The sequence below is a fragment of the Terrabacter sp. LjRoot27 genome, from assembly GCF_964254175.1.
Lineage (GTDB): Bacteria > Actinomycetota > Actinomycetes > Actinomycetales > Dermatophilaceae > Terrabacter.
On sequence record NZ_CAXUSS020000002.1, the window covers coordinates 16,207 to 34,983 of the forward strand.

General features: G+C 71.9%; 20 protein-coding genes. 10 read left to right on the plus strand and 10 right to left on the minus strand.

Annotation, left to right across the window (positions count from 1 at the left end):
* Window positions 1-6: 6 nt before the first annotated feature.
* Window positions 7-1,422, minus strand: a complete 1,416-nt coding sequence (locus ACSQ2D_RS20770) for an FAD-binding oxidoreductase (RefSeq protein ID WP_435987897.1) — start codon at window positions 1,420-1,422, stop codon at window positions 7-9.
* 204 nt (window positions 1,423-1,626) lie between these two features.
* Here ACSQ2D_RS20770 and ACSQ2D_RS20775 point away from each other — a divergent pair, with 204 nt between their 5' ends.
* The gene (locus ACSQ2D_RS20775) at window positions 1,627-2,148 is read left to right on the plus strand and encodes a mycothiol transferase (RefSeq protein WP_435987898.1); all 522 of its coding nucleotides are present in this window, start codon (window positions 1,627-1,629) and stop codon (window positions 2,146-2,148) included.
* 9 nt (window positions 2,149-2,157) lie between these two features.
* Here the strand turns inward: ACSQ2D_RS20775 and ACSQ2D_RS20780 are convergent, their stop codons facing one another.
* The gene (locus tag ACSQ2D_RS20780) at window positions 2,158-2,874 is read right to left on the minus strand and encodes a hypothetical protein (protein WP_435987899.1); all 717 of its coding nucleotides are present in this window, start codon (window positions 2,872-2,874) and stop codon (window positions 2,158-2,160) included.
* 174 nt (window positions 2,875-3,048) lie between these two features.
* Between ACSQ2D_RS20780 and ACSQ2D_RS20785 the strand changes: the two genes are divergently transcribed.
* The gene (locus ACSQ2D_RS20785) at window positions 3,049-3,888 is read left to right on the plus strand and encodes a CPBP family intramembrane glutamic endopeptidase (RefSeq protein WP_435987900.1); all 840 of its coding nucleotides are present in this window, start codon (window positions 3,049-3,051) and stop codon (window positions 3,886-3,888) included.
* A 454-nt stretch (window positions 3,889-4,342) separates the two neighbouring features.
* On the opposite strand, the gene ACSQ2D_RS20790 is transcribed toward ACSQ2D_RS20785, so the two are convergent.
* The 4 genes from ACSQ2D_RS20790 to ACSQ2D_RS20805 form a co-directional block, all read right to left on the minus strand.
* The gene (locus ACSQ2D_RS20790; RefSeq protein WP_435987901.1) at window positions 4,343-5,473 is read right to left on the minus strand and encodes a helix-turn-helix domain-containing protein; all 1,131 of its coding nucleotides are present in this window, start codon (window positions 5,471-5,473) and stop codon (window positions 4,343-4,345) included.
* Window positions 5,463-6,119 carry a hypothetical protein gene (locus ACSQ2D_RS20795; RefSeq protein WP_435987902.1) on the minus strand — a complete coding sequence of 219 codons (657 nt, stop codon included), beginning with the start codon at window positions 6,117-6,119 and terminating at the stop codon, window positions 5,463-5,465. The genes ACSQ2D_RS20790 and ACSQ2D_RS20795 overlap by 11 nt, the downstream gene beginning before the upstream one ends.
* Window positions 6,120-6,441: 322 nt before the next feature.
* The gene (locus ACSQ2D_RS20800; RefSeq protein WP_435987903.1) at window positions 6,442-6,726 is read right to left on the minus strand and encodes a hypothetical protein; all 285 of its coding nucleotides are present in this window, start codon (window positions 6,724-6,726) and stop codon (window positions 6,442-6,444) included.
* A gap of 173 nt (window positions 6,727-6,899) precedes the next feature.
* Window positions 6,900-8,252 carry a S53 family peptidase gene (locus ACSQ2D_RS20805; protein WP_435987904.1) on the minus strand — a complete coding sequence of 451 codons (1,353 nt, stop codon included), beginning with the start codon at window positions 8,250-8,252 and terminating at the stop codon, window positions 6,900-6,902.
* A 161-nt stretch (window positions 8,253-8,413) separates the two neighbouring features.
* Between ACSQ2D_RS20805 and ACSQ2D_RS20810 the strand changes: the two genes are divergently transcribed.
* Window positions 8,414-8,923 (plus strand): GNAT family N-acetyltransferase, encoded by a 510-nt coding sequence (locus ACSQ2D_RS20810; RefSeq protein ID WP_435987905.1) that lies wholly within the window; start codon window positions 8,414-8,416, stop codon window positions 8,921-8,923.
* Here the strand turns inward: ACSQ2D_RS20810 and ACSQ2D_RS20815 are convergent.
* The gene (locus tag ACSQ2D_RS20815) at window positions 8,896-9,735 is read right to left on the minus strand and encodes a hypothetical protein (RefSeq protein ID WP_435987906.1); all 840 of its coding nucleotides are present in this window, start codon (window positions 9,733-9,735) and stop codon (window positions 8,896-8,898) included. The two genes, ACSQ2D_RS20810 and ACSQ2D_RS20815, sit on opposite strands and share 28 nt — an antisense overlap.
* A gap of 231 nt (window positions 9,736-9,966) precedes the next feature.
* Here ACSQ2D_RS20815 and ACSQ2D_RS20820 point away from each other — a divergent pair, with 231 nt between their 5' ends.
* The gene (locus tag ACSQ2D_RS20820) at window positions 9,967-10,305 is read left to right on the plus strand and encodes an MmcQ/YjbR family DNA-binding protein (RefSeq protein WP_435987907.1); all 339 of its coding nucleotides are present in this window, start codon (window positions 9,967-9,969) and stop codon (window positions 10,303-10,305) included.
* 37 nt (window positions 10,306-10,342) lie between these two features.
* Here the strand turns inward: ACSQ2D_RS20820 and ACSQ2D_RS20825 are convergent, their stop codons facing one another.
* Complete coding sequence (locus ACSQ2D_RS20825; RefSeq protein ID WP_435987908.1) at window positions 10,343-10,918, minus strand: TetR/AcrR family transcriptional regulator; 576 nt, start codon at window positions 10,916-10,918, stop codon at window positions 10,343-10,345.
* Window positions 10,919-11,077: 159 nt separating this feature from the next.
* Between ACSQ2D_RS20825 and ACSQ2D_RS20830 the strand changes: the two genes are divergently transcribed.
* A complete protein-coding gene (locus ACSQ2D_RS20830) occupies window positions 11,078-11,989 on the plus strand; it encodes an alpha/beta hydrolase (protein WP_435987909.1) in 912 nt (303 codons plus the stop codon).
* A 12-nt stretch (window positions 11,990-12,001) separates the two neighbouring features.
* Here ACSQ2D_RS20830 and ACSQ2D_RS20835 read toward each other — a convergent pair whose 3' ends face one another.
* Window positions 12,002-12,406 (minus strand): VOC family protein, encoded by a 405-nt coding sequence (locus ACSQ2D_RS20835; protein WP_435987910.1) that lies wholly within the window; start codon window positions 12,404-12,406, stop codon window positions 12,002-12,004.
* A 333-nt stretch (window positions 12,407-12,739) separates the two neighbouring features.
* Between ACSQ2D_RS20835 and ACSQ2D_RS20840 the strand changes: the two genes are divergently transcribed.
* The 3 genes from ACSQ2D_RS20840 to ACSQ2D_RS20850 are packed head-to-tail and all read left to right on the plus strand — an operon-like array spanning window position 12,740 to window position 15,428.
* Window positions 12,740-13,645, plus strand: coding sequence for an ROK family protein (locus ACSQ2D_RS20840; RefSeq protein ID WP_435988019.1), 906 nt, complete (start codon window positions 12,740-12,742; stop codon window positions 13,643-13,645).
* The gene (locus tag ACSQ2D_RS20845; protein WP_435987911.1) at window positions 13,642-14,598 is read left to right on the plus strand and encodes a 1-phosphofructokinase family hexose kinase; all 957 of its coding nucleotides are present in this window, start codon (window positions 13,642-13,644) and stop codon (window positions 14,596-14,598) included. The genes ACSQ2D_RS20840 and ACSQ2D_RS20845 overlap by 4 nt, the downstream gene beginning before the upstream one ends.
* Complete coding sequence (locus ACSQ2D_RS20850) at window positions 14,595-15,428, plus strand: class II fructose-bisphosphate aldolase (protein WP_435987912.1); 834 nt, start codon at window positions 14,595-14,597, stop codon at window positions 15,426-15,428. The genes ACSQ2D_RS20845 and ACSQ2D_RS20850 overlap by 4 nt, the downstream gene beginning before the upstream one ends.
* An 85-nt stretch (window positions 15,429-15,513) precedes the next feature.
* Here the strand turns inward: ACSQ2D_RS20850 and ACSQ2D_RS20855 are convergent, their stop codons facing one another.
* Window positions 15,514-16,413, minus strand: a complete 900-nt coding sequence (locus tag ACSQ2D_RS20855) for an SIS domain-containing protein (RefSeq protein ID WP_435987913.1) — start codon at window positions 16,411-16,413, stop codon at window positions 15,514-15,516.
* Window positions 16,414-16,543: 130 nt separating this feature from the next.
* On the opposite strand from ACSQ2D_RS20855, the gene ACSQ2D_RS20860 reads away from it, so the two are divergent.
* Together ACSQ2D_RS20860 and ACSQ2D_RS20865 are read left to right on the plus strand one after the other, a co-directional pair.
* A complete protein-coding gene (locus tag ACSQ2D_RS20860) occupies window positions 16,544-17,344 on the plus strand; it encodes a DeoR/GlpR family DNA-binding transcription regulator (RefSeq protein ID WP_435987914.1) in 801 nt (266 codons plus the stop codon).
* 156 nt (window positions 17,345-17,500) lie between these two features.
* A complete protein-coding gene (locus ACSQ2D_RS20865) occupies window positions 17,501-18,766 on the plus strand; it encodes an extracellular solute-binding protein (protein WP_435987915.1) in 1,266 nt (421 codons plus the stop codon).
* Window positions 18,767-18,777 lie beyond the last annotated feature (11 nt).

An 18,777-nucleotide genomic window follows, 5' to 3' on the forward strand; every position in this document is an offset into this window, starting at 1 on the left:
GCAGCATCACGTCGTGACCGCACCGTCCTCGAAGAGACGGGGGACGCGGTGGTTGGCGACGAAGCGGTCGTCCGGGTCGTAGGCCGACCGGATCCCCTTGAGCTGCAGCCACGCCGACTCGGTGTAGCCCGTGCGGGCGTCGACCTCGTTCTCGGCGAAGTTGAGGTAGCTGCGGCCCGTCGACCACGGCTCGAGAGAGCCGGTGAGCGCGTGGGCGTCGAGCTGCCCCTGCATCGCCAGCTCCGGCGTCGCCGCGATGGCGACGGCGAAGACGGCGTATGCCGCGTCGATCGTCGCGAGGGCACCGTGGCCCTCGGACGCACGGCCGAGGGCGCCGCCGAGCTGGCGCAGCTCGGTCGACAGCAGTGACGACGTCGAGCCCGGGCCGACCTGCTCGAGGAGCGTGTCGATGGTCGCGTCACCGAGCTCACCGATGAGCGTGCCGTCCGAGACGGCGGGCGTCGGGCCCTCCGGGTCCATGTGCAGCCGGGTCAGGGACCGGGCCGGCACTCGGTCGAAGGTGTCGATCTCGGGTCCGAGGCCGCGCAGCATCCCGAGGATCGAGCGGGCCTCGGCGTCGCAGCCGAGCACGGCGCCGTCGATGACGACGAGCGACCGGCCGCGCAGCGGCTCCGGGATCGCCGGCAGCGGCGGGACGTCGAGGAAGCGGAACGACGTCGTCACGGCGTCGGGCGCCTCGGGCGCCCAGTCGGCCCAGCGACGCAGCACGCGCTCGGCCTGGTCGCGGTCCCAGACGAGCATGCCGGCATACGCCGTCTCGATCGGGTAGAGGCGGAACTCGAGCGCCGTGACGACGCCGAAGTTGCCGCCGCCACCTCGCAGCGCCCAGAAGAGCTCGACGTTCTGCGTCGCGTCGGCGCGCACGTGCTCGCCGTCGGCGGTGACGAGCTCGACGGCCGTGAGGCTGTTGGAGGCGAGGCCGAGCTTGCGGGCGTACCAGCCGATGCCGCCCCCGAGGCTGTAGCCGGCGATGCCGACGTCGGGCGAGCTGCCGTGCAGGGCCGCGAGCCGGTGGTCGGCCGCGGGCTCGGTCGCGTCGATCCAGAGCGCGCCGCCCTCGACCCGGGCGATCCGGCGGGTCGCGTCGATGCTGACGCCGCGCATCCGCTCGGTGCGGACGAGGACGACGTCGTCGAGGCCCCGTCCGACGAGCGGTCCGGCGTTGTGGCCGGTGCTCTGGGGAGCGACGCGCAGACCGGCCGCCCCGGCCGCGCGGACGACCGCCTGGACGTCAGAGACGGTGCGGGGCAGGGCGACGGCAGCCGGGCGCTGGTCGAGCGCGACGTTCCACGGCATGCGTGCCGCGTCGTAGCCGGGGTCGCCGGGGAGGTGGACCGCACCGTCGCAGAGTCCGGCGAGGCTCGTGGCCCGTCGGGCGGTGGGGGTGAGGATGGTCGTCATGTGCTGGTCTCCTGGGTCGGGGCGCCCGGCGTCGTTGCGTGTGGTGGGCGCGGGGGTTCAGAGACCGGACAAGGCGTCCAGATACATCCTCGGCGAAACGTCCGTTTCGTCCGGCGCGCCTCTGGCGCAAGCGGATCCGCCGGACGCCGTGGGTCACGTCCAGCGCTTCGTCGCCGTCGGGTGCATGCTGGGGAGGTGGACGACATGACGACCGACATCGCACGTGACCTCATGCTCGACGGTTTCGGCCGCATCCGCGACGGGGTGCCGGCGGTGGTCGACGGGCTCTCCGTCGAGGAGCTCCTGTGGCGGCCCGACGCGGCCGCGAACCACGTCGCCTGGCTGGTCTGGCACCTGGCTCGCCAGCAGGACGACCAGGTGGCGCACCTGGCCGGGGAGCAGTCCGCGTGGCTCGCCGACGGCTGGGTCGACCGTTTCGGCCTGCCCTACCCGCCCGACGCCCACGGCTGGAGCATGAGCTCGGAGGACGTCGGTCGGTTCACGGTCGCCGACCCCGGGCTCTTCGGTGACTACCACGGTGCCGTCCACGACCGAACGGCCTCACTGCTCCAGGGCTTCGACGCCGACTCCTACGCGCGGGTCATCGACGTCAACTGGGACCCGCCCGTGACGGTGGGCGTCCGTGTCGTGTCCGTGCTCGACGACGCGGCCAAGCACCTCGGTCAGGCCGAGTACGTCAGGGGCCTCGTCGAGCGACGCCGCTGAAGCCGCCGGTCAGCGGCCGCCGAGGGCGGCCAAGGCGGCAGGGGCCGTAAGGAAGATGAGGATGAAGGCCCACCCGCCGGTGAGCCGACGTCCGGTCGGACGCGTCTCCGCGACTCCCGGCGGCGGGCCCGAGACGAGCAGAAAGAGCGGAACGGCCACGACGGCGGCCGGTGAGAAGAGCGCCCAGAACCAGGCCCAGCGAGTGGCCCACCACGGCTGCGCGCCGTTGGACGCCAGGGCGACGGTGGCGAGCCAGAGCACGAACCCGACCCCGGGCAGCCACCCGGGCACCCGCCACCCGGCGAGCTTCTGCCCGGGGTCGCGCCACGTGTCCGTGACGATGTGGACGTCACCGAGCCTGCGGAGTGTCTCGGCGACGTTCTCGGTGACCACCTCGCGCGCACCGACCTCGCTCGGTGACGCCGCGGTGGGGTCACTCACCTCCACGACCTCAGCGAACCTGTTGCGGCCGCCCTCGCGCCACGACAGGGACACCGTGGAGTATCCCGTCGCACCCGAAGGCAGTCCCCCCGACACGTGCACCTCGCCGACCGCGCCGGACATGACACCCGCCCGGAGGTCGCCGAAGGTCGAGGGGGCCGAGCCGAGCAGGAGGCCGGACCCGAGCAGCACGAGGCAGGCCACGAGCAGTCCGTAGCGGACGCGCCGCCACGCGTCCGGCTGCACCCTCGCCAGCACCGGCCCCTGCACCGGAGATGTCGTCATGGGGAGACGATAGGGCGGCGCGGACGTCGTCGTGTCCGTAACGCCCCGGGATGTCTGCCGTGGCCCCGGAGGCCCTTGAGGTGGGTTGGGGCGTCTGTGAACCGCGTGGCGGGCGGGGTCGACGGACGGTGCCAGCACAGGTCTCGCACAGGTTGACGTGCGAAAATGGGCGTGATGAGCAGCCCAGCCGTGAGTCCCGTTGTCGCCGTCGCGTCCCGCACCGAGGGCGTCGTCACGCCCTCCCGGAGCGTGCGGCACGACCGTCGTCACGACCCGGTGCGGCTGCGTCGACTGGCGCTCATCGCCCGCGGACGGCGCGCCCGGCTGGCCGCCACGGTTGCCGTCGTCGTCGCCCTCGTCGGCCTCAACGTCGCCAACCACGTGCTCGGCTGGGACACGATGTGGCTCGGCCCCGTCGGTGCCGTCACGCTGCTGGCCTTCGCGCGCTGGCAGGGCCTCACCTGGCACCAGCTGGGCCTCGCCCGGCACACCCACGCCCGCGGCATCCGCTGGGGCCTCGGCGTCATCGCCGTCGTCGGTCTCGTCTACCTCGTCGGCATCCTGCTCCCGACGACCCGCACCGCCTTCCTCGACGTGCGCTACCACCTGCCCCCGGCCGGTGCGCTGCTCACGGCCTTCGTCATGATCCCGGTCGGCACGATCCTGCTCGAGGAGGTCGCCTTCCGCTCCGTGCTCTGGGGCTTCCTCTCCCGGCACGCCCGGATGTGGCAGGTCGTCGTCGGCTCGTCCCTGCTCTTCGGGCTCTGGCACGTCTTCCCGGCCATGGCCTCGGCCACGGGCAACGAGGCGATCGGCTCCGCCGTGTCGGGCCTGGGGCCCTTCGCCAAGGTCGCCGTCGTCGGCGGCACCGTGCTCTTCACCGCGCTCGGTGGTGTCCTCGCCGGCGAGCTGCGCCGTCGCAGCGGCAGCCTCTTCGCGAGCGTCGGCATGCACTGGGCGACGAACGCGCTCGGCGTGCTCTTCGGCGTCCTCGCCTGGCGCCTCGCCGCCTGACGCTGCGACCGCCTGACTGCCTGACTGCCTGGCGGGCTGAGGGCCGCGGCGGGGTTCACCTCAAGCAGCGGGCGGAGCTCGACCGTCGGCATGCGGAGGTGTCGGGCCGCCTCGACGGCCTGCTCACGGGAGGGCACGTCGATGATGTAGAGGCCGTTGACCAGCTCTGTCGTCTCGACGAACGGGCGTCGCTGGCCACTCCCGACCGGAGGGTGACGGCGGTCTCGGGCCGCTGGAGGGGCTCGACGGCGAGGACCTCCCCGACGGCCCGGACCGCGGCGAGGAACGCCGCGTGGCCGTCGAAGAAGTCCTGCGGCTCCGCCTCGCTCGCGGCATCCCAACGGTCGAAGTGGTCCTCCTGCGCCAGCAGGACGAGGACTTCATGTCGTCGCCACGCTGAGGTGCGTGCTCGTCGTCGGCAGTGACCGGCAGCGCGGTCTCCTTGAGGGGGCTACTAAGCCCCGCGGGCGAGGAACCGCTCCGTGATGTCGATGACCTTCCCCGGCCCAGGGGTGGGAGGCTCGGCGTGGGTGTGGGTCCAGACATTGAGCCACTCGGGCGCGGCTCCAAGTTCGTGGGCGGCCTTGGCGAGGGCACCCTTCCCGTAGGCCTTGCGAAGCGCTTGCCCCAGCAACAAGGGCTTCTCGTCGGCGACCGGCACTGGCTCGTTGGTCCGCCAACCCTGAGAGGACAGTTGAATCTGAAGACTGCGGGCGCGGTCCGTGGAGATAACGCCGAGGTCGCGTGCCCGCATGATGATCGCGCCGACCGACATTCCATACTCGGCCTTGATTGGAAGGTAGCCGTGCAGGTTCAGCGTCTCGGAGACGCGAGCTCGGACAACCTTCTCCGGCAACAAGAATGCACCCGCAAACTTGTATGCGCGCTTCTCTTCCAGACTGCGAATCCCTGTTACGGGCTCGGCGAGATCTCTGTCGAAGATGAGGTGCCCGACCTCGTGCAGGACTGTCAGCCGCTTGATCGCGCCTGGGACGTCCGAGACGAGCGCAACGAGAGGGCGGCCGTTGTAGCGAGAAGGCCGGGAGACCGCAGTATGTCCGCGCGCGTCCTCGCTCAGGTGGTCGAGGTTGTCGACGACGCCAATTCCGAACCGCTCCAACGCGCGGGTGGCGTTGAGCACAGGGTCCTCAGAAGCGAGTCCGGCGGATACACGCATCGCCTCAGCGACCAACTCGGCGTCATGCTCGTAGTCGGCTGGGTCGGGTAGGTCAGCAGCGCGGTAGCCGGACTCCTCCGAGACGGCGCGGAAGACGCGAGCGGCCTCGTCGTAGAGGGCAACCACTCGCCCTTCGTCGCGGGCGCTGGCGCGCGAGTTTTTTCGGAACGTCACGGGGCCGAGGTCGGCTCGCGTCGGCTGGACCGCAAAGAACGACAGGGGCAGGCCGAACTCACGGCTCGCGTCGACGACAAGCGACTCAGGCAGGGGCCTGGCCCCTCGGGCGATGTGTGACAGGAATGACTGGGTGACCCCGAGGCGTGCCGCGAGGTCCGCTTGGGTCAGGCCGTAGATGTGGCGGAGCGCCGTGAGTCGTTGACCTACGCCCCTCGGGGGCTCAGAGACCACTCTCGTTCTCCTCGGCCGCGACGTCCACCATGCCAAACAGGTCCTCCTCGTCGGCCGCTCCGGTGAACTCGAGGCTCTTGAAGATCTCGCCGCCGTCGTTGACATCCAAGATCAGGTCACAGGGAACCGCGCTGCCGTACACCCCAGGCTCGAGGGGGTGGACGATCCGCAGGCTGAACTCGCCGAGTCCGCCCTCAGCGAGGAAGTCCCAAAGCAACAGCAGCCGGACGGGGTCCGTGGCGTCGCCAGTCGGGAGCCCCGGGATCGCGAGGTCAAGCGGGTCATTTGCCCAGCGCTGGCGGCGCTCCTTGTTCTTGCCCGCGGTCGGGACACCGCCCGGGTACGTTCGTCTCCGCTCCTTGAGGAACTGCATCTCCATGTTGAGTTCCGGGTGCTGGAGCAGGAGCTGACCCATCTTCCGCGGGTCCCCGTCCACCTTCCAGTCGCCCCCGATCGGGTTCGCCTCGAGGAACTCACGCATCTCGGCGCGCACGGTGAGGGGGACGAGGTGCGGGTACTTGCTGTGCTGGAGGCCAGCGTTGCGCGTCAGGGCGCCAGCCAGCGACGCGGCGACCCCGGTGTGCAGAGCGGATCCGAGAACTCCGGCCTGCACCTCGATCGCCTGACGAATCTCGCCACTGCTCATATTTCACATCCTTCGAATCGGGCGCTCATATTATGAGCGCGGATGCAAGAGTAGCAGGGGGCGCCGACACCGCGCCTCGGCCGCCGCGCCCGGCGTGGCGGGGGGGACCAGGCCGGCTCGTCCATCACGTTTCGTCGGGCTCGGGCCACGCCGCCGTCGGGCCCCACTGGAACGACAGGCGCGCGAGCAGTTGCTCCCGTGTGCGCCTGTCCGGCGGCCCGCGCGTGATGACTACCCGCTCCAGCGCGTCGTCAGCTCACCCACTCGACACGGCGCGATCACGGACTGCCGGTGCGGCCACGGACTGCTGGCGCGGGTGCGCTCAGACGCCGGCGGCCGCCCGCGCGACCTGCGGCACATAGATCTGCTCGCCGATCTCGTCACCGCACTGCGAGCAGCACCATCCGGTCTCGCGCTTGAGGTAGCTGTGCCCGGCCGAGCGGCAGGCCCGACCCGGACCCGCGGCGTCCCAGCGCGGCTCGACGACCGTCGGTCGGCCGGCGCGGACGAAGGCCGTGCCGAAGAGGGATCCGACGAGGATGGTGAGGAGCACGAGCGGCCAGGCGGCAAGCAGTGCGGCTGCTCCGTCGACGATCACCGAGTTCATGTCGCGAACTCTCGTCGTCGTGGTGCAAGACACCGTCGGACACACCGGCAAGAACCCCGCAAGAAGTGCGCAAGACGCAGGCGGGCAGCAGTCGGACATCCCACGCCGGAAGCGGCCGTGGCCACCCAGCGGGGTGCTGGGTGGCCACGGCACGGCATACGTGATCGGGTCGGTCAGTGGACGAGCTGTCCCACGAGGTTCGAGACGTCCGGCGAGCCGAGGCCGGTCGGGTCGTCGTAGCCGGCCCTCGCGTCGAGGCCGGGACCCTGCCACGCGTTGTTGCCCGACGTGACGTCGTGGAAGGCGAGCGCGTGCGTCGCTCCTGCGCCGATCGCGTAGAGCGCCGGGTTGAGCGCGCCCAGACGGTGACCGGCCTGCTGGTCGGCGAGGGCGCCGATCGCGGCCCACTGCGGCGAGCCGGAGCTCGTGCCGCCGTAGAAGTAGAAGCCGTTGTCGTCGGGGTTGGCGTTGAAGCCCTCGTAGACGAAGACCGACGTGTAGACCGACGCGTTGTAGGACACGTCCGACGTCGTGCGCATCGGGTTGCCGTTGACGCCGGCCTGATAGGCGGGCGCCGGGAAGATCGTGCTCGGGGCGCCGCCCGTCGCGCCGATCGGGCCGAGGGTGCAGCCGAAGGGCTCGTGCACGGCACACGACGCCTCGTCGCCCCACACCGTCTCGCCCTGGTAGGCGCCGGTGTCGCTCGCAAAGAGGTTCGTCCCGCCGACCGCCGTGACGAGCGGGTCGGATGCCGGGTAGCCGGCTGCCAGCCTCGGGCCGCCGTTCGAGGCGCCGTCGTCACCGGACGAGGCGAAGAGCGAGATCCCCTTGGCCGCGGCGGCCGCGAAGTTCGCGTGCGACTGCTGGAGCTGGAGGTTGTTGCCCTTGCCCTTGATCGCGGCCTCGTCGGCGCCGTAGCTCATCGACAGGACGTCGCCGAGGTCGTGGTCGACGGCGTACTTCACGGCGACGTTGAGCGCGTTGCCGTAGTTGTTGGGCGCGACGACGAGGTTGATCGTCGCGTCCGGCGCGATGGCGTGCGCCCACTGGACGTCGAGGCTCGTCTCGCCGGCCCAGCCGAGCGGCTGGCCCTGGTGGGCCGTGCTCGTCTGTGGCTTGCCGCCCGGGTAGTAGACGTTGAGGTCCGCCGTGGGGAGGCCGAACGTCTGGCTGAACACGTCGAGGTCCTGACGCACCGTCGGGCTGCCGTATGCGTCGACGACGACGATGCGCTCCCCCTTGCCGGTCCAGCCGTCAGGGATGTCGTACGCCTTGCGGATGAGGGCCGGCGTGTAGCAGGCCAGCCCGATCCGGGCCACGCACTGCGACGGCGTCGGTAGCGCGCCCGGCTTCGTGCCCGTCGAGAACTGCTTCGTCAGCGGGTGGACGGTGTAGACGATGTCGCTGCTGTCCGTGCCGGCCGCGGTCGCCGCGGACCCGGCCGCGAAGGTCGTGCCGAGCGCGAGGGCCGTCGAGGCGAGCCCGACCCCCACGAATGTCCTGCCGCGCCTGGTGTGTGTGCGCATGCTGCCCCTTCCCTGTGTCGCCCCCGAGGCGGCTCGCTCGAGCCGTCTCGGAACGTAGGTGCGGTTTCTGCGAACCGGCTGGGCGCACGCTGCCGGTCGCATGGGAGCCGATGCCGGACGGTCCGGGTGGCGTGGGGCGGCGGGCTGCGACACTGGCGCCCATGGACGGCTTCACGATCCGGACGGTGCGCCCGGACGACTACGACCGGCTCGGCGAGCTGACGGCCGCGGCCTACCTCGACGACGGGCTGCTCGACTACGGCACCGAGGACCCCTACCTCGCCGTGCTCCGCGACGTCGGCCGTCGGGCCGAGCACGCCGAGGTCCTCGTCGCCGTCGACGACGCGGGCACGGTCCTCGGCGGGGTCGCCTTCGTCGGGGCGCCAGGCCCGTTCGCCGACATCGCACGCGAGGGCGAGGCCGAGTTCCGCACGCTGGCCGTCGCGCCGGAGGGCCGTGGCCGCGGCGTCGGCACGGCCCTCGTCCGCGAGTGCATCGACCGCGCGCGGGCCCTCGGACGACACCGTGTCGTGCTGTCGACCCAGCCGATGATGCACACGGCCCACCGCGTCTACGAGCGCTTCGGCTTCACCCGCGCCCCCGAGCGCGACTGGTCACCGATCGACACCCTCACCCTGCTCGTCTACGAGCTCGAGCTCGCCCGCGACTGAGCGTCGGCGCCGGCGCGGGCGATGAGGTCGCGGACGGCCGCGACGATCGTCGGGTCGAGCTCGACGTGCGCCTCGAGCAGGCGAAGGAGAGTCGCCGCGGCGTGCGCGTTGCGCTCGTAGCCCGGGACGAGGTCGGCCAGCGGCAGCAGGTCCGGGCCGAAGCGCCGCTCGACGCCGCGGTCGACGACGAAGACGTCCTGCTGCGCGCCGTGCCCCAGCCCGAGGTGGCCGAGCACCGTGACCCAGCGGTCGACGGCATACCCCTGGATGAAGCGCGTCGCCGTCAGGCGCTCGCCGCGCAGGTCGCGGTGCAGCCCGACGTAGAGGTTCGTGATCGCCTCACCCGCCTCGTGCTCGAGCGAGGGCGGCTGCGGCAGAGGCGCTTTCGGCACCTCGAGGCCGGCGGGCGCGTCGGCGCGGCTCCAGTGGATGCGCCCCGGCGGGTAGCCGGCCGTCGCCATGTCGGCGAGGGCGAAGACGGCGTACTCCGCGAAGAGGTCGCCCTCGAGGAGGGCCTTGCGGCCGAGGTCGCTGTTCTCGAACGACCACACGACGGGGTGCGCCGCCTCGAGCCAGTCGATGTCGGCGATGTAGCGGTCGCGGGTGGCCGCGTCGTCGACGACGACGAAGAAGTCCGCGTCGGAGTGCTCGTCAAGGCGGTGCAGGTCGCGGCCGACCGAGCCGAGGCCGAGCAGCGCGACGGCGTCGCCGCGACGGTCGAGCTCGGCGCCGAGGCGGTCGAGGAAGGCGAGCAGGCGCTCCGGGACGGAGGGCACGGTGGGGACGGTGGGCTGGGTGGGGTTGGACGGCATACGTCGTCTCCTTGTCGGTGTGTCAGGGAGTCGACGTTTCAGCCCGCCCGGCCCGGGGGCCGTCGAGGTCGCGACAGGGGCAGGGTATGCCGTCGCGTGCGTCCCGCGGAAGGGGTCGGGTGGGTGCGGGGCCGGGTGCCCGGCGTGGTGCCTGGCCGGGGCGGTCCCTCGGAGTCAGAGGCATCGAACGGCGTGTCGCACGGGTGCGCGTGGCAGGGTGGAGGGGTGCCCGTGACCATCGACGACGTGCGGCACGTGGCCGAGCAGCTCCCTCGCTCGTACGAGGTGCTCGTCCGCGACCGCGTCAAGTTCCGTGTCGGCAAGATCGTGTGGCTCGCGTTCTCCGCCGACGAGACGCAGATGGGGTTCGCCTTCCCCAAGGAGGAGCGCGACGTGCTCGTCGCGAGCGAGCCCGAGGTCTTCCTCATGCCGCGCCGGTCCGACCTGCGCTTCAACTGGGTCGAGGTGCGGCTCGACGCGCTCGACGTCGACCGGATGCGCGAGATCGTCATCGACGCCTGGCGGCTCGTCGTGCCCAAGACCGTCGCGCTCGCGCGCGCCGGCGACTGAGCCTCCCGTCGACCGAGCGACCCGTCGGCCTGGTGGGCTAGGAGCCGAGGCCGGCGACCTGTCGTGCCGTCGTGACGAAGGCTGGTGCGGTGACCTCGACACCGTCGAGGTAGCCGCCGACGAGGGCGGCGTCGCGGAGCAGCACGAGCGCGGCCGCCGAGGCGTCGGGGTCGGGCAGCCCTGCGGCACGGGCCAGCTCGGCCAGGGCCTGGCGGAACCACGTCCGGTGCGCGGCGACGATCCGCCGCACCGCGCTGTCGGCGTCGGGGAACTCGGCGGCCGCGTTGATGAAGGGGCAGCCTCGCGTGTGGTAGCTCGTGATGTCGAGCGCGATGGTGTCGATGACCCGGCCGAGCAGCTCGGCGGGCGTGCCGCCCTCGGCCTCGGCGTCGGCGAAGTAGCCGCGCAGGGTCGCGTCCTCGGACTCGAGGTAGGCCGCGACGAGCGCCTCCTTGCCGGCGAAGTGGCGGTACATCGTGGCGCGCGTGACGCCGGCCTCCTCGAGGATGCGGTCGACCCCGACGCCGTTGATGCCCTCGCGGTAGAAGAGGCGCGACGCGGCGGCGAGGAGCCGCTCGCGGCCCGGGGTCCGCGTCGTCGTCGGCTCGTCCACGTCGCCACGCTAACGCAGGTGCCCGACCGGCTCGCGCGCTCCGCGGTCCGGGGCGAACCGGTGGGCCCGGACTCTGGCGCACGTGCTCGGGAATGGCTACTGTAGAACGATCGTTCTACCTGCTGGACCCATCCACCCCTCACCGCACGGGAGAACTCCATGAGCACGACGCCACCCGCCACGCCCGCCGCCACCCCTGCCACGTCGGTCATCACCCCCGCCGAGCGCGCCCAGGTCGAGGCCGCCAACGCGAGCGGTCGCCCGCCCGTCGTCTTCGTCCACGGACTCTGGCTGCTCCCGAGCAGCTGGGACGCGTGGCGCGAGCACTTCGAGTCCCTCGGCTACGCGACGCTCGCCCCGGGCTGGCCCGACGACCCCGAGACCGTCGAGGAGGCCCGCGCCCACCCGGAGGTCTTCGCCGGCAAGACCGTCGGACAGGTCACCGACCACGTCGCCGACGTCATCCGCCTGCTCGACCGGGAGCCGGTCGTCATCGGGCACTCGTTCGGCGGCCTCATCACGCAGAAGCTCGCCGGCCAGGGTCTCGCCCGCGCAGCGGTCGCCATCGACCCGGCACCCTTCCGCGGCGTGCTGCCGCTCCCCTTCTCGGCCCTGCGCGCGAGCTCGCCGGTGCTGACCAACCCGGCGAACTACAACCGGCACGTGTCGCTGACCTTCGACCAGTACCGCTACGCCTTCGCCAACGCCGTCAGCGCCGAGGAGGCCGCCGACCTTTACCGCACGTATCCCGTTGCGGCGCCGGGTCGCCCGCTCTTCCAGGCCGCCACCGCGAACCTCAACCCGCGCACCGAGGCCAGCGTCGACACGGACAACCCGGACCGCGGCCCGCTCCTCGTCGTCAGTGGCGAGAAGGACCACATCGTGCCGTGGGCCATCGCGCACGCCTCCTACAAGCGGCAGCTGAAGAACCCCGCCCCGACCGAGATCATCGAGATCCCGGGACGCGGGCACTCGCTCGTCGTCGACAGCGGCTGGCGCGAGGTCGCCGACACGGCAGCCGCGTTCCTCGCCCGCCACGGCGCCGGGCCCGACGCCGCCCCCGGCGCCTGAGACCCGCGCGGGTCAGCCGATCCGGTAGGCGGCGGACTCGCGCGGACCCCGCTCCTCCGCGCCGCGCTCGATGCAGAACTCGTTGCCCTCGGGGTCGGTCATCGTCACCCAGCCGTCGCCGCCCTCCTTCCGGTGGTCCTCGAGGACGGTGGCGCCCGCGGCCAGGGCGCGCTCGACGGCCTCGTCGCGGGTGCCTGCGTCGGGTGCGACGTCGAGGTGGACGCGGTTCTTCGCCGTCTTGCCCTCGGGCACCGGGATGAAGAGCAGGCCCATGCCGGGGCTCGGGAAGGACGGGGCGACGACCACCTCCGGGTCGTCGTCGTAGTAGACGTTCCAGCCGAGCAGGCCCGCCCAGAACGCAGCGAGGGCGCGCGCGTCGGCGCAGTCGAACGTGATGCTGTGGATTCCCAGTGCCATGAGCGCAGCGTCGTCCCGATCGCGTTCGGCCGCAAGCCGTTTGCGTATGCCGTGTGTTGCCGTCACACGGGGCCGGTCGAGTTATCGGGGAGGCAGGGTGGGGGCACAGGCGGCGCACAGCCACCGAGATGCACGTGTCGGCGAAGACGGGCGGTGGCCGACGGGGCCGCGAGCTGTGTCCGGGACGTGCCCCACCTGCGCTGAGCGAGTTCGCGAGCGGCGCCCGGCCGGGGGTGGCAGGCTGGGCCGCGTGCCCGCACTGCCAGTCAAGTGTCCAAATGTGCTCGATCAGGTGTTCAACCGTGCAGTAATGCTCATAGAATGCGCGTCGTGATGCGCGAAGCAGTGGTCGGGATCGACGTCGGCGGCACCCGGATCAAGTCGGCCCTCGTGACCCCCGACGGCCAGGTCCTCGCCGAGGCCGTGCGACCGACGCCCGACAAGGTGGGCGACCAGCTGGGCGAGGTCGCGGCCAAGACGGTCGTCGAGCTGACGGCCCGCGTCGGCGACGCCGTCGACCTGCTCGCGGTCGGCGTCGCCGTGCCCGGGCTCGTCGACGACGTGACCGGCATCGGCGTGTGGTCGGCCAACCTCGGCTGGCGCGACCTCGACCTGCGTGGAGGCATCGCGGCCCACGTCGACGTGCCCGTCGCCATCGGACACGACGTGCGCTCCGGGCTGCTCGCCGAGCACCGCCTCGGCGCCGCCCGCGAGGCCGACAACGTGCTCTTCGTGCCGCTCGGCACCGGACTCGCGAGTGCCATCCTCTGCCGCGGCCAGCTCGTCACGGGCTCGCTGTGGACGGGCGAGATCGGCCACATCGTCGTCGTGCCCGACGGCCCGCTCTGCGCGTGCGGCCAGCGCGGCTGCCTCGAGGCGCTCTCGAGCGCCGGCGCCATCGGGCGCCGCTGGTCCGAGGCAACCGGGCTCGTCGGCGACGCCGAGGAGGTCGCCCGTCGCGCCGAGGCCGGGGAGCCCGAGGCGCGCCGCATCTGGCAGGAGGCCATCGACGCGCTCGCCATCATGGTCGCTCCCGTCGTCGCGGCGGCCGGCACCGAGCTCGTCCTCATCGGCGGCGGCCTCGTCCATGCCGGCGACACCCTGCTCGAGCCGCTGCGCACCGCGCTCACCGGCCGCCTCGGGGGCCGCGACGACGTCGCCGTCCGGGCCGCCGCGCTCGGCGACCGCGCCGGTTCGCTCGGCGCCGCGACCATCGCGCTGGACCTCGTCGGTCGATGATCGTCACCTTCACGCCCAACCCGGCCCTCGACATCACGTATGCCGTCCCGTTCGTCGCGCTCGGCGAGTCCCACCGCGTCGCCTCGGTGAGCGAGCGCGCCGGCGGCAAGGGGCTCAACGTCGCGGCGGTGCTGACGTCGATGGGATGCCGGGCCGTCGCGGTCGCGCCCGTCGGCGAGATGGACCTCGACCTCTTCGCGTCCGACCTCGGCGCCCGCCGGGTGCCGCACCGCCTCGTCCCGTCGCCGTGCCCGACCCGGCGGTCGGTCGCCGTCGTCGAGGCGAGCGGCCGGGTGACCCTGCTCAACGAGCCGGGCATCGGGCAGTCGCAGCGGGTCTGGGACCGGATCGCCGACGAGATCACCGCGCTCGCCCCGGAGGCGTCGACGCTGACGGTCTCGGGCAGCTTCCCGCCGGGCACCGACCCCGACCTCGTCCGCCGGATGACCCGCCTCGCCCACGAGGCCGGCCTGCGCGTCGTCCTCGACGTCAGCGGTGCTCCCCTCTCGCGCGCCCTCGCCCTGGGTCCCGACCTCGTCAAGCCCAACCGCGTCGAGGCGGCCCAGACCCTCACCGGCCTGGGCCGCGGCGAGGTGCCGTCGGTCCCCGGAGCCGCCCGGGCGCTCGTGGCGGCCGGCGCCCGCGCCGCCCTCATCAGCGACGGCACGAACGGCCTCGTCCTCGTGCACGAGGACCTCGCCCTCCGGGCCCACCTGCCGCGTCCGCTCTCGGGCAACCCCACCGGCGCGGGCGACGCCCTCACCGCCTCGCTCGCGGCCGACCTCGACGGCGACGGCGACCTGCCGCAGGGCCGCGAGGCGTGGGCCTCGGTCCTGCGCCGGGGCGTGGCCTGGTCGGCCGCTGCCGTGCTCCAGCCCGTCGCCGGCGCCGTCGACCCCGCCGACGTCACCCGCCTGCTCCCCACCGTCGAGATCGAGGAGATCCGTCCGTGACCCGCTCCGCCCTGACGCCCGTGCTCGCCGAGGCGTCAGCCGCCGGCCGTGCCGTGGCAGCCTTCAACGTCATCCAGATCGAGCACGCCGAGGCCTACGCCACGGCGGCCGAGCGCGTCGGGCTGCCCGTCGTCATGCAGATCTCCGAGAACTGCGTGCGCTACCACGGCTCGCTCGCGCCGATCGCGGCCGCGACGCTCGCCATCGCCGACGCGTGCGCCCAGCCCGTCGTCGTGCACCTCGACCACGCCGAGGACGTCTCGCTCGTCGAGGAGGCGGTCCGGCTCGGTCTGACGTCCGTGATGTTCGACGGCTCGACGCTGCCCGACGACGAGAACCGGGCGGTGACCCGCCGCGTCGTCGAGCTCTGCCGCGCGGCCGGGGTCAGCGTCGAGGCCGAGCTCGGCGAGGTGGGCGGCAAGGACGGCGTCCACGCGCCGGGCGTGCGCACCGACCCCGACGACGCGGCCCGCTTCGTCGCCGACACGGGTGTCGACGCGCTGGCGGTGGCCGTGGGCAGCAGCCACGCGATGACCGACCGCACGGCGCAGCTCGACACGGATCTCATTGCGGCCCTAAGCCGCTCGGTCCCGGTGCCGCTCGTGCTGCACGGCTCGTCCGGGGTGCCCGACGAGGGTCTCGTGGCCGCTGTGCGGGCCGGGATGACCAAGGTCAACATCGCGACGCACCTCAACCAGGTGTTCACGCGGGCGATGACGACGCGGCTCGAGGCGTCACCGACGGTCGACACGAGGAAGTACCTCGGCGCCGCCCGCGACGCCGTCACCGACGAGGCCGCCCGCCTGATGCAGCTCCTGGCCCTCCGCTGAACCGTCGAAGGGCCACAAACCGGGCCCCAACCGTCGAAGGGCCACGAACCGGAGCCCGGTTTGTGGCCCTTCGACGGTGTCGGGGTCAGGTCAGGACGATGCTGCGGGTGAGGTTGCGCGGGGCGTCGGGGTCGAGGCCGGCGGCGTCGGCCTTGCCGAGGCACAGCCGGTGCAGGCGCACGAGGTCGGCGAGCGGGTCGATGTCGCGGTGCTCGAAGTGGGCGCCGGTGGCGCGCACCTGCTCGGGCAGCCCCTCGGGCACCTCACCGAAGGCCCACACGGCCCGGCCCGGCGCCGCGATGCTGATCGGGCCGTGGCGGTACTCCATCGCCGGGTAGGACTCCGACCAGAACTGCGCCGACTCGCGCAGCTTGAGCGCGGCCTCGTTGGCGATGCCGTTGGACCACCCGCGACCGAGGAAGGTGACCTGCTCGGCCAGCGCGAGGTGGCCGTATGCCGCTGACGTGTCCTCCGCGAGGACGGCGCGGGCCTGCTCGGCCGCCGGACTCAGGTCGTCGCCGAGCGAGGCCCGCAGCAGCGCGAGGGTCGTCGTGGCGAAACGGGTCTGCACGACGCTCTGCTCGTCGACCTCGTCGAGCAGGATCGTCGAGTCGGAGCGCTCGGCCACGGGCGTGCCGGCCGTCGCGACGATCGACACGTGGGGCGTGCCGGCGGCGCGCAGCTCCTCGACGACGGCCATGACCTCGGTCGTCGTGCCGGAGCGGCTGATGAGGACGACGCGGTCGTAGCCGCGCGCGAGCTGGTGCTCGGAGGCGGCATACGCGTCGGTGGGGCCCTGTCCGAGCTGCTCGCGGCGGACGGCATACGCCTGGCCCATGAACCACGACGTGCCGCAGCCGATCGTCGCGACCCGCTCGCCGGGGCGCGGCAGGTGCCGCGCGACGTCGTCGAGACGCGTGACGACGCGCTCCCAGTCGTCCGGCTGCGTGGCGATCTCCTGAGCGAGGTGCGTGGTCTGCGGCATGGTGGCTCCCGACGGTTCGACGGTCACACGGCTCTCGCCGTGACGGTGTTGATTGTGTTTGCGCGAAACACAGCGTAAACGCGCATAGATGCACATGTCCAATGCTCGAACTGCGCGGTATCGTCAGCGCGTGACCGAAGAGAGCGATCTCGCCCGCAACCGCGCCAGCCGCTGGTCGATCATGCTCGACCGTCTTGCGACGACCGGCCGCCTCGGCGTCGGCGAGGCGGCCGAGCTGCTCGGCGTCAGCGAGGCCACCATCCGCCGTGACTTCTCCGAGCTCGCCAAGCGCCAGCTCGTCGCCCGCAACCACGGTGGCGTCGTCGCGACGTCGGTCGCCTACGAGCTGCCGTACCGCTACCGCAGCAGCATGGCCGACGACGACCGGACGCGGGTCGCCGAGGCGGCGGCCGCGCTCGTGCTGCCGGGCCAGGTCATCGGCCTCAACGGCGGCACGACGACCACGGCGACGTCGCGGGCCATCACGGCGCGCGAGGACCTCGCGGCCGACGGGGAGATCACCATTGTCACCAACGCCCTCAACATCGCGACCGAGGCGGTGCTCCGGCCCCACGTCCAGTGCGTGTCGCTCGGCGGCGTCGCCCGGCCCGAGTCCTACGAGGTCACCGGGCCGCTCGCGACGCTCGTGCTGCAGCAGCTCTGGCTCGACGTCGCCATCGTCGGCGTCAACGGTCTCTCGGCCCGTGAGGGGGCGACGTGCCGCCACGAGGAGGAGGCCGCCATCATCCGCACGATGATCGAACGATCGAAACAGGTCATCTGCGTCGCCACGGGTGACAAACTCGGAGTGCGCACCTTCGCGTCGATCTGTCCCGCCGGGCGGATCGACCACCTCGTCACTACCGTGGGCGCAGACCGCGACGAGGTCGAGGCGCTGCGCGAGGCCGGCGTCGTGATCCACCAGGTATGACCGAGGTCTCTCTGCGTGATTGTGATCGGATCGATGAACATTCAGTCAGAATTGCTCTTGCGGATGGCAAACGCGCCCCTCTAGGTTGGCCACACAGTGGCCAGGACGGCGCGTGATCACGCAGCCACCTCGCCCGACACCGAACCAAGGAGAGACATGAGGTCGACGAAGAAGTCTGTGGTCGTCGCGGGGCTGGCCATCGCAGGCCTCGCCCTCGGCGCGTGCGGCGGAGGGACCGGTGCCGGGACGGCGCCGGGAGGCACGGCCGGCGCCACCGGCGAGGAGGTCAAGACGATCAAGCTCGTCGCGGCCGAGTACTCCAAGGACAACACGAAGGCGTTCTGGGACGCCTTCGCCAAGACGTACAACGAGAAGACCGGCTACACCCTCGAGGTGCAGGTCGTCAGCTGGGACAACATCGACCAGCAGTCCTCGACGATGATCCAGAACAACCAGGCCCCCGACATCCTCAACCTCAACGCGTACGCCAGCTACGCCAAGGACGGCCTGCTCTACGACTCGGACGCGGTGCTCCCCGCCGTCGTCAAGGACGACATCCTCGACACGTTCGTCAAGTACGGCACCTACCAGGGCAAGTTCTACGGCTTCCCCGACCTCAGCTCGGCGCGCGCCTTCTTCTACAACAAGACGCTCTTCCAGCAGGCCGGCATCGCGGCGCCGCCGAAGACGTGGGCCGAGCTCGCGGTCGACGCCAAGAAGATCACCGCCCTCGGTGGCGGCAAGGTGGGCTACGCCCTCCCGCTCGGCCCCGAGGAGGCGCAGGGCGAGTTCTCGATGTGGATGTTCAACAACGGCGGGGACTGGAAGACCGACGGCAACTGGGTCATCAACTCCGACAAGAACGTCCAGTCCCTCGACTTCCTCAAGAAGCTCTCGGACGAGAAGCTCACGCAGAACAACCCGGCCCGCACCAACCGTGCCGACGCCTTCGACCTCTTCAAGTCCGGCACGGCCGGCATGGTCGTCGGCTTCAGCCCGCTCGCGGCCGACCTCGACAAGGACAAGAAGGTCGACTACGGCGTCGCGCCGTTCCCGACGAACGACGGCTCCGAGAGCAAGACGCTCGGCGTCACCGACTACCTCATGGCCTTCAAGAAGCCGGGCAACGAGAAGGCGGTCAAGGCCTTCTACAACCTCTACTACACCCCTGACCAGGTCAACACCTTCATCAAGTCCGAGGGCTTCCTTCCGGTCACGAAGTCGGGCGTCGAGTACTTCTCCAACGAGGCGGCGCTGAAGGTCTATCTCAACACCCTCCCGAACGCGAAGCTGACGCCGACCGACGACCCGGCCTGGGACAAGGTCAAGCTCGCCGTCCAGCAGAACCTCGGCGGGGCCATGAGCGGCTCGCCGAAGGCCACCCTCGACGGCCTGCAGCGGACCGCCGAGAGCGTCGGCTGAGGCGCCCGCTC

Bases quoted from the DNA above. Each gene is read 5' to 3' on its own strand.
- ACSQ2D_RS20815 (WP_435987906.1), bottom strand. From the start codon at position 9,735: ATGCCGTCCAACCCCACCCAGCCCACCGTCCCCACCGTGCCCTCCGTC.
- ACSQ2D_RS20805 (WP_435987904.1), bottom strand. From the start codon at position 8,252: ATGCGCACACACACCAGGCGCGGCAGGACATTCGTGGGGGTCGGGCTC.
- ACSQ2D_RS20845 (WP_435987911.1), top strand. From the start codon at position 13,642: ATGATCGTCACCTTCACGCCCAACCCGGCCCTCGACATCACGTATGCC.
- ACSQ2D_RS20795 (WP_435987902.1), bottom strand. From the start codon at position 6,119: ATGAGCAGTGGCGAGATTCGTCAGGCGATCGAGGTGCAGGCCGGAGTT.
- ACSQ2D_RS20835 (WP_435987910.1), bottom strand. From the start codon at position 12,406: ATGGCACTGGGAATCCACAGCATCACGTTCGACTGCGCCGACGCGCGC.
- ACSQ2D_RS20780 (WP_435987899.1), bottom strand. From the start codon at position 2,874: ATGACGACATCTCCGGTGCAGGGGCCGGTGCTGGCGAGGGTGCAGCCG.
- ACSQ2D_RS20775 (WP_435987898.1), top strand. From the start codon at position 1,627: ATGACGACCGACATCGCACGTGACCTCATGCTCGACGGTTTCGGCCGC.
- ACSQ2D_RS20800 (WP_435987903.1), bottom strand. From the start codon at position 6,726: ATGAACTCGGTGATCGTCGACGGAGCAGCCGCACTGCTTGCCGCCTGG.
- ACSQ2D_RS20840 (WP_435988019.1), top strand. From the start codon at position 12,740: ATGCGCGAAGCAGTGGTCGGGATCGACGTCGGCGGCACCCGGATCAAG.
- ACSQ2D_RS20830 (WP_435987909.1), top strand. From the start codon at position 11,078: ATGAGCACGACGCCACCCGCCACGCCCGCCGCCACCCCTGCCACGTCG.
- ACSQ2D_RS20855 (WP_435987913.1), bottom strand. From the start codon at position 16,413: ATGCCGCAGACCACGCACCTCGCTCAGGAGATCGCCACGCAGCCGGAC.
- ACSQ2D_RS20770 (WP_435987897.1), bottom strand. From the start codon at position 1,422: ATGACGACCATCCTCACCCCCACCGCCCGACGGGCCACGAGCCTCGCC.
- ACSQ2D_RS20810 (WP_435987905.1), top strand. From the start codon at position 8,414: ATGGACGGCTTCACGATCCGGACGGTGCGCCCGGACGACTACGACCGG.
- ACSQ2D_RS20865 (WP_435987915.1), top strand. From the start codon at position 17,501: ATGAGGTCGACGAAGAAGTCTGTGGTCGTCGCGGGGCTGGCCATCGCA.
- ACSQ2D_RS20785 (WP_435987900.1), top strand. From the start codon at position 3,049: ATGAGCAGCCCAGCCGTGAGTCCCGTTGTCGCCGTCGCGTCCCGCACC.